This window comes from Bradyrhizobium sp. B117 (assembly GCF_038969555.1).
Classification (GTDB): domain Bacteria; phylum Pseudomonadota; class Alphaproteobacteria; order Rhizobiales; family Xanthobacteraceae; genus Bradyrhizobium.
This window is the reverse complement of the sequence record NZ_CP152414.1, coordinates 4,298,035-4,311,350: the sequence shown is the minus strand read 5'-3', so window position 1 is coordinate 4,311,350 and position 13,316 is coordinate 4,298,035. Positions and strand designations below refer to the sequence as shown.

15 protein-coding genes and 1 pseudogene are annotated in these 13,316 nt (G+C 65.2%); 7 read left to right on the top strand and 9 right to left on the bottom strand.

Annotated elements, in window-relative coordinates:
- Positions 1-188: 188 nt before the first annotated feature.
- Positions 189-605, bottom strand: a complete 417-nt coding sequence (locus AAFG16_RS21150) for a GFA family protein (protein WP_342740409.1) — start codon at positions 603-605, stop codon at positions 189-191.
- The gene (locus AAFG16_RS21145) at positions 602-1,288 is read right to left on the bottom strand and encodes a class I SAM-dependent methyltransferase (RefSeq protein ID WP_342740408.1); all 687 of its coding nucleotides are present in this window, start codon (positions 1,286-1,288) and stop codon (positions 602-604) included. The genes AAFG16_RS21150 and AAFG16_RS21145 overlap by 4 nt, the downstream gene beginning before the upstream one ends.
- 86 nt (positions 1,289-1,374) lie before the next feature.
- On the opposite strand from AAFG16_RS21145, the gene AAFG16_RS21140 reads away from it, so the two are divergent.
- Positions 1,375-2,184: a dienelactone hydrolase family protein gene (locus tag AAFG16_RS21140; protein WP_342740407.1), complete on the top strand. Its 810-nt coding sequence runs from the start codon at positions 1,375-1,377 to the stop codon at positions 2,182-2,184.
- Between the two features lie 164 nt (positions 2,185-2,348).
- Here the strand turns inward: AAFG16_RS21140 and AAFG16_RS21135 are convergent, their stop codons facing one another.
- The gene (locus AAFG16_RS21135) at positions 2,349-4,046 is read right to left on the bottom strand and encodes a HAMP domain-containing methyl-accepting chemotaxis protein (RefSeq protein WP_342740406.1); all 1,698 of its coding nucleotides are present in this window, start codon (positions 4,044-4,046) and stop codon (positions 2,349-2,351) included.
- A gap of 248 nt (positions 4,047-4,294) precedes the next feature.
- On the opposite strand from AAFG16_RS21135, the gene AAFG16_RS21130 reads away from it, so the two are divergent.
- Positions 4,295-4,486, top strand: a complete 192-nt coding sequence (locus tag AAFG16_RS21130; protein ID WP_342740405.1) for a hypothetical protein — start codon at positions 4,295-4,297, stop codon at positions 4,484-4,486.
- A 3-nt stretch (positions 4,487-4,489) separates the two neighbouring features.
- On the opposite strand, the gene AAFG16_RS21125 is transcribed toward AAFG16_RS21130, so the two are convergent.
- On the bottom strand, positions 4,490-4,660 hold the full coding sequence (locus AAFG16_RS21125) for a hypothetical protein (protein WP_342740404.1): 171 nt from the start codon (positions 4,658-4,660) through the stop codon (positions 4,490-4,492).
- Positions 4,661-4,767: 107 nt separating this feature from the next.
- On the opposite strand from AAFG16_RS21125, the pseudogene AAFG16_RS21120 reads away from it, so the two are divergent.
- Together AAFG16_RS21120 and AAFG16_RS21115 are read left to right on the top strand one after the other, a co-directional pair.
- Positions 4,768-5,153 (top strand): annotated as a pseudogene (locus AAFG16_RS21120) (hypothetical protein).
- A gap of 305 nt (positions 5,154-5,458) precedes the next feature.
- A complete protein-coding gene (locus tag AAFG16_RS21115) occupies positions 5,459-5,713 on the top strand; it encodes a hypothetical protein (protein WP_342740403.1) in 255 nt (84 codons plus the stop codon).
- A 36-nt stretch (positions 5,714-5,749) separates the two neighbouring features.
- On the opposite strand, the gene AAFG16_RS21110 is transcribed toward AAFG16_RS21115, so the two are convergent.
- The 4 genes from AAFG16_RS21110 to AAFG16_RS21095 all read right to left on the bottom strand — a co-directional run bounded on the left by AAFG16_RS21110 (position 5,750) and on the right by AAFG16_RS21095 (position 8,351).
- Positions 5,750-5,992: a hypothetical protein gene (locus AAFG16_RS21110; RefSeq protein ID WP_342740402.1), complete on the bottom strand. Its 243-nt coding sequence runs from the start codon at positions 5,990-5,992 to the stop codon at positions 5,750-5,752.
- A 251-nt stretch (positions 5,993-6,243) separates the two neighbouring features.
- Complete coding sequence (locus tag AAFG16_RS21105) at positions 6,244-6,951, bottom strand: outer membrane protein (RefSeq protein ID WP_342740401.1); 708 nt, start codon at positions 6,949-6,951, stop codon at positions 6,244-6,246.
- Positions 6,952-7,236: 285 nt separating this feature from the next.
- Complete coding sequence (locus tag AAFG16_RS21100; RefSeq protein ID WP_342740400.1) at positions 7,237-7,668, bottom strand: hypothetical protein; 432 nt, start codon at positions 7,666-7,668, stop codon at positions 7,237-7,239.
- A gap of 302 nt (positions 7,669-7,970) precedes the next feature.
- Positions 7,971-8,351 carry a hypothetical protein gene (locus AAFG16_RS21095; protein ID WP_342740399.1) on the bottom strand — a complete coding sequence of 127 codons (381 nt, stop codon included), beginning with the start codon at positions 8,349-8,351 and terminating at the stop codon, positions 7,971-7,973.
- A 250-nt stretch (positions 8,352-8,601) separates the two neighbouring features.
- On the opposite strand from AAFG16_RS21095, the gene AAFG16_RS21090 reads away from it, so the two are divergent.
- Positions 8,602-9,144, top strand: coding sequence for a tetratricopeptide repeat protein (locus AAFG16_RS21090; protein ID WP_283086179.1), 543 nt, complete (start codon positions 8,602-8,604; stop codon positions 9,142-9,144).
- 109 nt (positions 9,145-9,253) lie between these two features.
- Positions 9,254-10,636, top strand: coding sequence for a serine hydrolase domain-containing protein (locus AAFG16_RS21085; protein ID WP_342740398.1), 1,383 nt, complete (start codon positions 9,254-9,256; stop codon positions 10,634-10,636).
- Positions 10,637-10,712: 76 nt separating this feature from the next.
- Here AAFG16_RS21085 and AAFG16_RS21080 read toward each other — a convergent pair whose 3' ends face one another.
- The gene (locus tag AAFG16_RS21080; protein ID WP_342740397.1) at positions 10,713-12,281 is read right to left on the bottom strand and encodes a peptidase S10; all 1,569 of its coding nucleotides are present in this window, start codon (positions 12,279-12,281) and stop codon (positions 10,713-10,715) included.
- Between the two features lie 255 nt (positions 12,282-12,536).
- On the opposite strand from AAFG16_RS21080, the gene AAFG16_RS21075 reads away from it, so the two are divergent.
- Entirely contained in the window at positions 12,537-13,316 is a 780-nt protein-coding gene (locus tag AAFG16_RS21075) for an NAD kinase (protein ID WP_283086176.1), read from the top strand.

Below are 13,316 nucleotides of genomic sequence, written 5' to 3'. Positions count from 1 at the left end.
ACCGCCAGCAACGATGCACCTCCCGGCACGGTAGGACTCGCCAGGCCTCACCCGCCGCTGGACCGTGCGCCCGGTGAACCGATACAGACGACAGGAACGCCGTCTAACGCAAGGCAGCGTCCCTGAGCGAACACCGGCCGCGGTGCGAGTGACGGCTCGCATGAAATCATCGTCGCTATGCCTGCGCCTCAGCCCGAACTCTTCGCGCTGCTCTGTTCGAAATGCTCGATACCCGCGCCGGCGATCTCGACCCAGGCATGTTTCGATTGCTCGAACACCGATCTGACGGGCGCCGGAAAATCCGGATCGGCGATGGCGCCGACGGCAACGCCGATCGTCGTCGGCAGATTGTCAGGCTTCCAACAGACCGTCGAGCCGCAATCGGAGCAAAAATAGAAGCGGACCGCACCCCCGCTTGCGGCGGCGCGAACGTATTCCTTCGGTGCGCCGGAGATCGTGACGGCCTCGATCGGGTAGAACGCAGCGACACCGAACGGTGCTCCGGTTCGCCGTTGGCAGTCGATGCAATGACAGGCCGCGACCAGCTTGGTCGGTCCTGGAAGCGAAAGTGAAACAGCGCCGCAACAGCACCTGGCATCGATCATCGGACATCCTCCATCCGCCACAGCCCAAGGCTCTTGTCGCGCCAGCCGCCCCCGCCCTCCCCGCAGCGCTCGTTGATCAACTCGCGCGGCGCGGGCCAGTTGAACGGCGCCTTCGCCATGTTCAGCGCGCGCCAGTCGCCATCCTCGCAATCGCGATTGTCGTCCCATTCGGGAAACGTCGTGAGAAGCAGGAAGCGCGCGCCGCTCGCGCGGAAGTTCGCCACAGCGCGAGCGATGTTGGCGAAACTCAAATGCACCAGGCAATCGCGGCACAGGATCAGGTCGGCGGGCGGCAGCGCATCGCGGGTGATGTCGGCGACTTGAAAGCGACCGGGAAGCTCGCCGCGGGCCGCACGCTCGCTGTTGGCCGCGATCAGCGACGGCACGATATCGATGCCGGTGTAGCCCACGTTCAGCTTCATGCGGCCGATCCAGCCCGCATCGCCGCAGGGCGCATCGAGCAGCGAGCACACACCGAGCCGTTGCAACAATGGCGGAAGCGCGTCCCGGATCGCGGCGGTGGCGCGGTCCTCCGAGCCGAGGCCCGACACTGACGTGGCCGCGCCCCACAGGTTGGTCCGTTCGATCCGCTCGAACCGCGCGGCGAGATCGAGGCCCGCGAAATTGTCGCAGTCGGCGACGAACCGCTCATGGGCCAGCACGGGTGGACGCTTGGCGATCATCGGACCTGCACGAGTCAAACTTCCGTCGCAAGCCCACTATACAGCCGATGTGTCGCGCCTGAAATCTCCTTGAAGCGAGCCTGCCGATGATCACCCGACGAATGGCTATGGCCGGTCTCGCCGCCCTGCTGTTGCCCGCCACGGCGCGCTGCGCGCCAAACGAGCAGTTCAGCGTCGCGGCCGGCAACGAGAGCCTGCCCGTCTTGCGCTATGCGGCGGAGGTCACCGGAAAGCGCCCCGCGGTCATCTTGCTGCACGGCTCGCGCGGCATCGAGCTGAGACGACGCGCCTATGAGCGCTATGCGGATGCGCTGTCGGCGGGAGGCATCGACGCCTATCTCCTCCGCTACATGACCACCACCGACACGGCCGCGCTCGATCTCAAGACGAGCACGCAAGAGAGCCGCAAGGCCTATGACACGGGGCGCTTCGACGGCTGGTCAGACACGGTCTCCGCCACCATCACGACCATTCTCGGCCGCCCCGACAGCTCAGGACATGTCGGCCTGCTAGGCTTTTCACTCGGTGGCTTCATTGCCGCCAATACCGCTGCCCGTGACGAGCGCGTCACCGCGCTCGCCGTACTCTATGCCGGCTTGCCCGACGCGATGACCCGCAAGGTCAGGCATTTGCCGCCCATGATCGAGCTGCACGGTGAAGCCGACCGGAACGTGCCGATCGCAAACGGCAAGAAGCTGATCGAGCTGGCGAGGTCCGTCGGCGCGAAAGCCGAATTCGTACCCTATCCTGATAAAGGCCACGGCTTTGATTTTTCTGATACCGACCCGGCGACGTTTGACGTCGCGTCACTCGTTTCTTCCACAGCAGGCTCGCCGCCTGACCGCGTCGTGGCCTGCCGCCGACCACGGATTGGACCTCGGTTCAACATGCGCTAGCATCCGGCGCCATGCGCCCCAGCACCGCGAAACAGAACGCCAGAATTGTCGCCGGAGCGGCCACGGCCGTCATCATGACGGCCATGCTGTTCGTGATCGTGCTTGCGTTGCTGCTGCGGCAATAGGCACTGTCAGCGCGGCGCGCTAACGCCGCCGCGCTAAGCTTACGCCGCGCGCACCGTGCGCAGGAATTTTCCGACTTCGTCCTTGAGGCGGTTGCTGTCGGTCGCCAGCATCTTGGCGGTCGAGAGCACCTGCGAGGAGGCCGAGCCGGTCTCGGCCGCGCCGCGCTGCACGTCGGTGATGTTCGAGGAGACCTGCTGGGTGCCGTGGGCGGCCTGCTGGACGTTGCGGGAGATCTCCTGGGTCGCGGCGCCCTGCTCTTCGACGGCGGCCGCGATGGTCGAGGACACTTCCGACAGCCGCTCGATCGTCGCGGAGATGTCGCGGATCGCGTTCACCGATTCCTGCGTCGCAGTCTGGATGCCGGAAATCTGCTGGCTGATCTCGCCGGTCGCCTTCGCGGTCTGCTCGGCCAGCGTCTTGACCTCGGAGGCGACGACCGCGAAGCCGCGGCCGGCCTCGCCGGCGCGCGCCGCCTCGATCGTGGCGTTCAGCGCCAGCAGGTTGGTCTGGCCAGCGATGGTGTTGATCAGCTCGACGACGTCGCCGATCCGCGTCGCCGCGACCGACAGCTCGCTGACGCGCTCGGTCGTGGTGCGGGCCTGGGTGACGGCTTCACCCGCCATCCGCGCGGATTCCTGCACCTGGCGGCTGATCTCGTTGACCGAGGATGACAGCTCTTCCGTCGCGGTCGCGACCGATTGCACGTTGCCGGTGGCTTCGCCCGACGCGGCGACGACGACCGAGGTCAGCTCCTGCGCGCGATGCGCGGTGGTGGCCAGCGTCGAGGACGATGCCTCGAGCTCGGTGGATGCCGATCCGACCGTCTCGATGATCTCGCCGACCGCCCGCTCGAAGCCGTCGGCAAGGTTGATCATGTCGCGGCGGCGCTGCTCGGCGGCCTGCTTCTCGGCTTCGGCCTGCGCCGCCTTGAGGCGCTCGACCTCGATCCCGTTGGTCTTGAACACTTCGACCGTCTTGGCCATCTCGCCGATCTCGTCGTGGCGGTCCTTCTCGGGCACCTCGGTCTTGAGATCGTTGCGGGCGAGGCCTTCCATGGCGAGCTTGAGGCGGGCGATCGGCCGCGACATCGCATTGAAGCCGATGAACAGCGCGATCGCGATGCCGAGGACCAGGCCGCCGGCGCTGACACCGATCACGGTCAAGGTCGCGGACCTTGCGTCGCGGGTGATGGATTCCTTGCGCTTGCTCGTCGCCTGCGCGGTCTCGGTGACGAACGTGACGATGCGTGCAAGGGCCGCGTCCAGCACCGGGTCGCACTCCTTGTGCGCGCGATCGGCGGCCTTGGCATTCTCCTCGATGCTGCCTGCCTGCGCGCCGGCCTGGAGCACCGGATCGCAGCTCGTGAACGCGGCCTTCAGCTGGTCGCCGATGCTCCTGACCTGGCTGGCGCGAGAGGGGTCGTCCTGCACGGCGGCGTCGAGGTACTGGCCGATTTCATTGCGGTTCTGGGTCGCGGTCTTGAGGCGGGCGGCGTTGCCCGTTTCGGTCGCCTCGGTGAAGACCGCATAGAGCGCCGCATGGTAGGTCTCGGCGCGGCGCTGGGCCCGGGTCAGATTGAGCGCCGAGGATTGTGTGGCGGAAAGCTCGGCGAACCCGTCCACGGTCGCCGAAAGTTCGCGTGCGCCAAAGCCAGCGACCACCACCATCGCGCAACCCATCACGGCCACGATCAGCGCGACCTTCCACACGATCTTCAGATTGTTCAAAAAGCTCATCTCAGCCGTCCAATGATGTTCCGGTCGGGGCGTAAGCCCAGCAACGGGCATTGGAGCTCGGCATCGTTAAGAATTGATGCCAAATGGCAGGGGTAGTCTTACGGAAAAATAACCTTCTGCCGCCCACCCGTAAGCTCCGCGTAAGCTTAGGCGCATTTTGTCGGCATCTCGGACAATCCAGCCCCCCGGAACGAATTGCGCGCGCCGATCGTTTTCGGCCCATGCGGATCCGGGAAGAAAATCGAAACATGCTTCTGCTGGGGACCGTGACGCTTTGTTGCGCCCTGATAGCCGGCACGCTTGCGCTGCTGGAGCCAGTCTTCGGACCGCCGCCGGAGCGGCAGATCGCTGACAGAGGGCCGATCGATACCGCAACGCCGGGGACAGTCCGGGTGATCGGTGCGCCCTTCGTGCCCAACGTCAATCCGCGCGAGCGATAGCACTCACCTCGCCGGCGCGCCGTCGCCTTCGCCGGGTTGAGGATGAAGACGGGCCAGTTCCTCGACGAAAGCGATCACCTCCGCCCGCTTGTGGGGCGGCAGCGAGAGGAAGGCGCGGACCAGCCTCAATCCTTCCACTTCGTCCAACTTTTCTTTTTCTTTTCCGGCATCCATTCCCGCACTGTCGGGCGTGCGGGAAAAATATGCAATCCCTTGCGGGATACCTTCTTGATTCGTCCCTTGAGCTTTGGTGGAATAGCCGCAGCAAGGGTGGGTGGCCCATGAAGTGGATCAGGGAGCGCGACGCACTGATCGCGCAGACACTGGCCTTCGTCCAATCCGTAACCGGCAAGAAGGATGAATTCCATCCGCCGGAGCGTCCGCCTGTTGCTTTCGAGATGCCTCCGGAGATCGCGACCATCCAGCGGTTGCGGACGAAGCCGAGCCGCCGGCCGCATCTCCTCCGCCGGAGCCGCCTCGGATCCTGCAGGTCCCGCCACCGCGCATGGGCGGCGATTTCCGCACCGAGATGCAGGCCCGGATCGCGAATTTCCGCAAACATCAGGAACGGTTCGAGCGCGAGCGCGAGGAATATTGTGCGGCGACCCTGACCAAATTGCGCGCCGCCATTCGCGACGGCTCTACCCGTCCGCCGGCCGAAGAGTAAGGCCGGCTCCGTGATCGGGACCTTAGAGCCAGGACCAAACCAGCCAGAGATTGGCTGCGCAGGCGCCGAACAGTGCCAGCGTCAACGGCAGCAGCATGTGCCCGCAGCAGGTTTTGAGGTCGCTCGTCATGACCAAAACATCCGCTGATTCCGGCTGGAGAGTCCCAGAGATTCTTTTTTTGGGGATTCAGGACTCGTTTACGACTCAAGGCTTGGCCGCCCTGATCACGGCGCCGTGATCGTCCCGGCCGGCCGGAACCCCTCCCCCGGCGCAACCGTTAACGGGCTTTCCCGGAGCGGAAAGAATGCCCTACGCCCTGTTCTGCAACGACGCCCAGATCAGCAAAGCCTATCCTGATGAGTCCGACGTCTGGAAGATCGCGCACCGGAGCGGCCTCGTCGTCGATGTCAGCACCGATGACGAGCGACACGGGCCGCGCCGGGTGCTCGACAATGATTACGAGATCAAGCCGTGTCGGGCAGCCCAAGGCGAGGACCCCGCCAGGAACAAGGCTGAGGCCGAGCGGGAGTCCCGCATGGAGCTTGAACTGAATTCCTAGGATCTGGCCGGAAGCCCAGAAGATCTCAAGAAGAGATCAGGGGGTCGCGGTTGCCAGCGATGCCTGCTCGCCTGCCAGGGCCACGCAGGCCTTGCGCCGATGCAGCCCCCGGATCGCGCCCGTCACCTTCAGCACCTTGCCCGACGGGCAGGTCGCGTCCTTGACGAAGGCCACCTCATAGGGTGCCAGCATCAGAGGCTCGGATTTGAGGATTGTCTGTGCAGAGCACGGCAGGCAGGTGCAGCACGAGAGCACCACTGCCGACACCAAGATACGCATGTCCGTCGTCCCACCAGCCCGGTAATTTTCATATAACGCGCCCCGGAGCGCGAGTTCCGTAAGCGGCAAAAATTATTTTTGCTTTACGCCAGTCCCATGACGCGCGTGAGAAAGCGCGCGCCGGAATGTTTGCTTGCAAATGACGCGCCAGATGGTTCACGCAAAGCAAACAGCGGGCCGGCCGACGGGGCCGGCAAACGAAAGGCCGGCGCGAGGCCGGCCTTTATCAGATCCTGGATGGGTGGCTGGGCTCAGTAGCGCGAGCCCGCCGGACCGCCCCAGCCGAAGCGATAGTTCACGCCGACCTTGACGGTATGCTCGTCCTCCCGGCCGCGAACACCGACGATGTCGGCCGGGCCGGAAGTGAAGGTCGTGCTGCCGAAATTGTAGTACTGGTACTCAGCCTTGGCCGACCAGTTCGGGGCGAACATGTATTCGAGGCCGGCGCCGACGGTGTAGCCGTCCTTGTTGTTGCCGGTCGCGGTGAAGGTCTGCGGCACGCCGGCGACGTTGACGCCGAGGCCGCCATTGCGCCAGGCGTAACCGCCCTTGGCGTAGAGCAGCGTCGGGCCCCAAGTGTAGCCGATGCGGCCGGTCACCGAGCCGAGCTGGTCGGTGTTGGACGTCACCTGCGTGCCCAGCGGGAACGTCACGCCGTTGTTGTTGGTCGGCAGCCAGGAGTACTGGGCCTCGACACCCACCACCCAATTGGGCGCGAACTGGTAGTCGAAGCCGCCCTGCATGCCGCCCAGGAAGCGGGCGTCGCTGGACTGAAAGCTGCTGTCGCCGGCGAACGCGCCGCCGACATGGCCGCCGATGTAGAAACCGGTCCAGTTGTAGATCACCTGCGGCGGCGTATAGACCGGCGCCTTGGTATAGGTGCGCGGCTGCATGTCGGCCGCAGCTGCCGGCGCGGCCAGCGCAAGCAGGGCCACTGCACCCAGCAAAATCGCTTTCATAGTCATCCCCGTTCTTTCATACGACAGTCTGGAAACAACGTGGCGTGAATTGGGTTGCTTCGCGGCGATGCCGGAACGTTGATCGTTTGCTCCTGTGACGGGGTGGCAACAACGCGATTTTGTTCCGTCACGTCTGCTGGCGCCGACAGATTTTGTCGTCAGCGCGAGCCCCACCGTAACGTTTTGTCGCAAGGCGAAACCACCCCGTTCAAAGCTCGCCAAAATGTGATCCAGCGGCTCCGGCTGCCTCCGCTCTAGCACGCAGCGATGAAGGCGGGCTTTGCGCTATCGCGTCATCTTTTCCAGTTCCGGAAAGGGTGCGTAAACCGCGCCGGCGCAGAGCTCGCTGGTCCGGTCGACGACGCGATCCGCGCGGCCGTTGACGAAGATCACGGCGCGCTCGCGCATGGCCTTGTAGCTGCCGTCACTCTCGCGCGGGGTGAAATGCAGGCAGCTGATATAGAACTGCCGGCCGCCGACCTCACGTTGCACCGGCTCGGCCATGCCGGCCTCTCGCACACCGACCGGGTTGTTGAGATAGGTGCGCATCAAGGCGAGCGTGTCGCTGCGGAAATTGTCGGGAAACGGCTGCGGCCCTCCGGCCTGGGCCCCGCCCATCAAGGTTGGACGGTCACCCTCGCTGCCGAAACAGGCCGCGAGCGCCAGCGGCAGCACGAGGATCGCCGCACGTTTCGTCAATCGCCCCAAGGACCACATTCTCCGGCCAGTCAGATTCGGACGATGTTCTAGAGCATTTTCGGTTCTGATTGAATCAGAACCGAAGCTCCAGATTCTTGTTTTGACGCGTTTTCTTCTCGCGAACCGGCGTCCACTTCGCTCGAAAACGCTCTAGCTCCAAGGTTGCGCAAAGGGAGTTTGCTTGGCGATCCGGCGAATACAGCGCACCGGCCCGCCGTCAGCACCCGTGCTTGCGCGCGGGGCATGACGAACGGGCCGGGCCTGAATTCCGCGCGCGGCGACAGGGCAATGCCAGGGATGCCGCCGCGCGGGATCAGTCGTTAGCTGCGCTTCTCGGTCGTCACCGGCTTGGTGAGGTCGGGCTGCGCCTTCAGCGACTTCTTCGCCGACAGGTGCTTGTGGTGATGGCGATGGGTGCGCACGGTCTTGTGCTCGTCGGGCGTCACGGCCGCGTTGGCATTCATCGCCTTCGACTTGGTGTCGGCCTTGGTATCGACCTTGGCATCCGCCTTGACGTCGGGGGCCTTGGTGTCGGCCTTGACGCCGGCGTCCGGTTTCGCGGCCGTCGTCGACGTCTTGGTCTGGCTCTGGTCCGCCTTGATCACCGGGGCGGTCGTGGTGGTCTTGCCGGCCTCGGCCGCGAAGGCCGGGGCTGCGATCACGGAAGCTGCGAGCAAGGCTGCGGAAATGGTCTTCAACATGGTGGTCTCCTCTTGGAAGGATCTTGAGGCGGCGCCCTCTCGCCGACCCTTCGATCGTAGGTGGGAGCCTAGGCGCCACGCACTGAACCCAGTCTGAAGCCGGTTGCAGGCTTCCGTTCATCTGGATGACAAGTTTGTCATCTGCCTTGGGGAGAATAGATCGTGCGAAGCGGGAATGTTTCTGCCCGATGGGTGTTCCGGTCTTCGGGCAATCGTGTAGGATCGCCACGTTCCATACGGGAGAACTTAGATGCGCAAACTCTCAATGCTTCTTGTGCCGGGACTAGTCGCCATGACACTGGCGGCGGCGCCGGTGCTGTCCAGCGCCTATGCCGCGGGCAGTGACGAGCCCTCCTCGCCGCCGAAGTCGGACTCCTCGTCCAAGAAGGGCAAGAAGAAGAGCTCCTCCATCAGCGATCCCAAATTCCTCGCGGCCTATCGCACCGCCTACACCACGATCTACGACAACCACGACTACACCGGCGCGATCAGCCAGCTGAAGTCGCTCAAGCGGGACGACGTCGCCGACGTTGCGAACCTGATCGGCTACTCCTATCGCAAGCTCGGCGACTACCAGTCGTCGAAGGTCTATTACGAGATCGCGCTGAAGGACGATCCGAACCACGTCCGCACCTGGCAGTATTACGGCCTCTGGCAGCTCGAGCAGGGCAACCGCGAACAGGCGCAGTATCATTTGAACAAGATCGCCTCGCTCGCCGGCACCGACAGCTCCGAATATCGCTCGCTGGCCGCAGCGCTCGACAAGCCGACTGGCGCGACGCTCGTTTACTAAAGACAGCGCATCCTGCGACCTCGCGAACGGGCACAACCTTTCGGTTGTGCCCGTTCCGCTTTCTCGGCTAGCCTTGCGCACCAATCCTCCCCCCGCAAATTGGTGCGCAATGGACACGTGGCTGCGATCCGCGATCGACTACATCAGCTCCTGGATCGAATTTCAGCAGACGACATTCCAGCAACCCGGCGTCATCGTCGCCTTCGCCCACCGCGGCGAAATCGTCGCCGAGCATGCGTTCGGCCTTGCCAATCTCGACACCGGCGAAAAACTCACCCCGCGCCACCGCTTCCGCATCGCCTCGCATTCGAAGAGCTTTACCTCGGCCGGCATCATGAAGCTGCGCGAGCAGAAGAGGCTCCGGCTCGACGATCCGGTCGGCCAATATGTCGGCGGCCTCAATCCGCGCGTCGCCGAGACGACCATTGCGCAGGTGCTCTCGCACAGCGCGGGGCTGACGCGCGACGGCGCCGATTCCGGCCAGTTCATCGACAGCCGGCCCTATCTCAACGCGAAAGAGCTGCTCGCGGAATTGAAGCTGCCGACCGCGATCGAGCCCGGCACGCGCTTCAAATATTCCAATCACGGCTTTGGCCTGATGGGCCTCGTGATCGAAGCCGTGACGAAGGAGCCCTATTCCACCTGGATCAAGCGCGAGATCATCGCGCCCGCGGGCCTGCGCGAGACCGAGCCGGACGCGCCGCTGCCCAGGGGCGCCGCGTTCGCGCGCGGCCATACGCGAAAGCTGCCGTTCGGCGAGCGCTGCGTGATCCCGGGCGACAATCCCGCGCATGCGATGGCATCGGCCGCGGGTTTCGTTGCCACCGCCGCCGACACCGCCCGCTTCTTCGCGCAGCTCGCGCCCAATGCCAAAAGGAGCGCGCTGTCGGTTGCCAGCCGCCGCGAGATGACGCGGCAGCATTGGCGCGTTCCGCAAAGTTTCGAAGCCTATTACGGCCTTGGCGTCAACGCCGGCAGGACCGACGGCTGGGACTGGTTCGGCCATGGCGGCGGTTTCCAGGGCTACATTTCGCGGACCTGCTCGATCCCTGCCTGCGAGTTGTCGATCAGCATCCTCAGCAACTCCATCGACGGCGCGGCGCCGTTCTGGATGGATGGCGCGATGCAGATCCTGCGCGTGTTCAGGAGCCGCGGCGCACCCGACCGGCGCGTGCGCGACTGGACCGGCCGCTGGTGGACAGTCTGGGGCGCGAGCGACTTCGTGCCCGCGGGCAACCGCGTGCTGATCGCCAATCCGCAATTCAACAATCCGTTCATGGACGCCGCCGAGATCGAGGTCACCGGCCGCGACACCGGCAAGCTCGCCTGGGCCGCCGGCTATTCCAGCCACGGTGAGCCGGTGCGCCGCGTCCGCGACAAGCGCGGGAAGGTGAGCGACATCTGGATCGCGGGTGCCAACGTGAAGCCTGCGGGCGTCGTAGCGAAGGAGATTGAGCGGAGATACAAGCCGCGCAAGCGGCGGCCTATTTAGTTGGAGCATGATCTCCGCGCAAACGCGTTCGCGTTTGTCGCGAGGGAAAACAGCTACGCACTTTTCCGGATCATGCTCACTCCCTGATCAGCGCCTCGACCTCGCTGCGGAACGCCTGGCGTGAGCCGTCGCGCGAATAGAACATGTGGCCGCCAGGATAGACCACGAACTTGACGCGCTGGGTCGCGAAGGCCGGGAGCTGGTCGAGCACCCGCCTGGTACCGAAATAGGGCGTGGCGAGATCGAACAGGCCGTGTCCGACCAGCATGTTCAGCCGCGTGTCGGTCGCAAGGATCTGGCGCAGCTCCGACACCGACTGCGGCGGGTTGATGCCGCGGCCGAAGTCCCATTGGCCCTCGACGGCACCGTTCAGGACCTCGTAGGAGCCGTCGGGCCGCCAGTTCAGCTTGCGTGTCAGCACGTCGACCGCCGCGCTCGTCAGCGGCGCCTGGAGCGAGTCACCCGAGGGATCGCCGAAGCGCGAGCTGCTCGAATCCGGATAGGGATCGAGGCCGCGCACGGAGCCGTCATAGCGTCCGGTCACCTTGCCGTTCTTGCGGTCCAACTCGCGGCGGAATTCGCCGACGTCGAAGCGGCCGGAAAGCCTGCGGCTCACCGCCTGGTCGATGCCGGTGAGCTCGGCGACCTTATCGGCGAGCCGGTTGGTGGCCTCCTTGTCCGCCTCGCCCTTGACGAGGTCGGCCAGGAATTCGCCGCGCGCATAAGTCTCGACGTCGGCGAGATCGGTGCGCGTGACCGGTCCTTTGGCCTCGCGCGCGACCGCCACGTAGCTCGGCAAGGTCGCGACATATTGCAGGAGGCTGGTGCCGGTGAACTCGCGGAAGTCCAGCAGCGGCGACACCAGGATCAATCCCCTGACACCGACGCCGTGCTGGAGCTGCAACTGGCGCACGACCTTTGGCCCCCGGATGCCGCCATAGCTTTCGCCCGCGACATATTTCGGCGAGGTCAGCCGGTCGTGCTTCTCCAGCCAGCGGCGGATCACCAGCGCGATCGCATTGGCGTCGCCGTCGACCGAGTAGAACGATTTTCGCGCGTCTTCGCCGCTGGCGACGAAGCGGCTGTAGCCGGTGCTGACGGGGTCGATGAAGACGAGATCGGTGAAGTCGAGCCAGGTGTCCGCGTTCGGCTTCACTTCGGGCGAGGCCGACGGTGAAAGAGCTTCGCCGTGGAGCGGCAGGCGCCACGGCCCGGCCGCACCGAACTGGAGCCAGGCCGAGGATGCGCCGGGTCCGCCGTTGAACAGGAAGGTGACCGGACGTGTGCCGCGGTCGGCACCGTCGAGCTCGTAGGAGGTGTAAGCGATGTCGGCCAGCGGCTCGCCCTTGCCGTCGAACACGCGGATCGAACCGGCGGTCGCGGCGAAGCTGAGGGTACGACCGGGCAGATCGAGCGTCTGCTGCGTGGTGGAGTCCGGTGGGAGACGGTGCAGTTCGGCCGGCGACGACGAAGTCTGTGAGGCGCCTTGCGGGCCGCTGCCGCGTCCGCCCTTCTGACCGGCCGGCGCGGCCGTCTCCGCGCGCGGCTGCGGCGGATCGTCCGCACGCGCAACGCCCGCGACCGCGAAGATCGACACCGCCAGCACCAGGATCGCGCGGCGCGGGGTCCGCAAGGTCGTAACCATGAGCGTTCTCCTTGCCCGGCTATGAGAGCCGGTGCACATCCGAAGGCTAGCGAGCAAATGCGACGGTTTGGGGGACCGCCGCCCGCCGGCGCCCGAGGAGGCCGGCCGGGCTCAAATCAAGCCGGTTCTGTCCCATAAATCGAGATGGACAATCGTCCGTTTGCCTTGACGAGCGGTCCTCCTCGACAATGCGGGCCCAGGTCGTATAGACGAGCCCGGCGGAACTTTCTCCAGCCAGCGGCCTTGCCGGAAGCCATGACCAAGCCCATGCGATACGACCGGATCGCCTTCGTCGCGAGCCCGAGCAACGAGGCGCAGAGCGCCTTCAACCAGCTCACCAAGGACTATGGCAATTGCGATCCTAAGGATGCCGACGTCGTGGTCGCGCTCGGCGGCGACGGACTGATGCTCCAGACGCTGCACCGGAACATGCGCACGGGAAAGCCGATCTACGGCATGCACCGCGGCACGGTCGGCTTCCTGATGAACGAGTATTCGACGCACGATCTGCGCACGAGGCTCGCGGCGGCGCATGAGTCCGAGATCAACCCGCTCCTGATGCGCGCCACGGATGCCAACGATCGCGTGCACCTGCATCACGCCATCAACGAGGTCTACCTGTTCCGGCAGACCTACCAGGCCGCGCGCCTGCGCATCCTGATCGACGAGCGCGAGCGCATGCCCGAGCTGATCGCCGATGGCATCATCGTGGCAACGCCGGCAGGTTCGACTGCCTACAATCTGTCGGCGCAGGGTCCGATCCTGCCGATCAACGCGGCGCTCCTTGCCCTGACACCGATCAGCGCCTTCCGGCCGCGGCGCTGGCGCGGCGCCCTGCTGCCCAACAGCGCCTATGTCGTGATCGAGGTGCTGGAAGACGACAAGCGCCCGGTCGCAGCCGTCGCCGACCATGAGGAGGTACGCAGGGTCCGCCGCGTCGAGGTGCTCTCGGACAAGTCCATCTCGATGCGCATGCTGTTCGATCCCGGCCACAGCCTGGAAGAGCGCATCTTGCGCGAGCAGTTCGGCTACTGA

Excerpts from the sequence above, each read along its gene's own strand:
- AAFG16_RS21150 (WP_342740409.1), bottom strand. The coding sequence starts at position 605 with ATGATCGATGCCAGGTGCTGTTGCGGCGCTGTTTCACTTTCGCTTCCA.
- AAFG16_RS21145 (WP_342740408.1), bottom strand. The coding sequence starts at position 1,288 with ATGATCGCCAAGCGTCCACCCGTGCTGGCCCATGAGCGGTTCGTCGCC.
- AAFG16_RS21140 (WP_342740407.1), top strand. The coding sequence starts at position 1,375 with ATGATCACCCGACGAATGGCTATGGCCGGTCTCGCCGCCCTGCTGTTG.
- AAFG16_RS21135 (WP_342740406.1), bottom strand. The coding sequence starts at position 4,046 with ATGAGCTTTTTGAACAATCTGAAGATCGTGTGGAAGGTCGCGCTGATC.
- AAFG16_RS21130 (WP_342740405.1), top strand. The coding sequence starts at position 4,295 with ATGCTTCTGCTGGGGACCGTGACGCTTTGTTGCGCCCTGATAGCCGGC.
- AAFG16_RS21125 (WP_342740404.1), bottom strand. The coding sequence starts at position 4,660 with ATGGATGCCGGAAAAGAAAAAGAAAAGTTGGACGAAGTGGAAGGATTG.
- AAFG16_RS21115 (WP_342740403.1), top strand. The coding sequence starts at position 5,459 with ATGCCCTACGCCCTGTTCTGCAACGACGCCCAGATCAGCAAAGCCTAT.
- AAFG16_RS21110 (WP_342740402.1), bottom strand. The coding sequence starts at position 5,992 with ATGCGTATCTTGGTGTCGGCAGTGGTGCTCTCGTGCTGCACCTGCCTG.
- AAFG16_RS21105 (WP_342740401.1), bottom strand. The coding sequence starts at position 6,951 with ATGAAAGCGATTTTGCTGGGTGCAGTGGCCCTGCTTGCGCTGGCCGCG.
- AAFG16_RS21100 (WP_342740400.1), bottom strand. The coding sequence starts at position 7,668 with ATGTGGTCCTTGGGGCGATTGACGAAACGTGCGGCGATCCTCGTGCTG.
- AAFG16_RS21095 (WP_342740399.1), bottom strand. The coding sequence starts at position 8,351 with ATGTTGAAGACCATTTCCGCAGCCTTGCTCGCAGCTTCCGTGATCGCA.
- AAFG16_RS21090 (WP_283086179.1), top strand. The coding sequence starts at position 8,602 with ATGCGCAAACTCTCAATGCTTCTTGTGCCGGGACTAGTCGCCATGACA.
- AAFG16_RS21085 (WP_342740398.1), top strand. The coding sequence starts at position 9,254 with ATGGACACGTGGCTGCGATCCGCGATCGACTACATCAGCTCCTGGATC.
- AAFG16_RS21080 (WP_342740397.1), bottom strand. The coding sequence starts at position 12,281 with ATGGTTACGACCTTGCGGACCCCGCGCCGCGCGATCCTGGTGCTGGCG.
- AAFG16_RS21075 (WP_283086176.1), top strand. The coding sequence starts at position 12,537 with ATGACCAAGCCCATGCGATACGACCGGATCGCCTTCGTCGCGAGCCCG.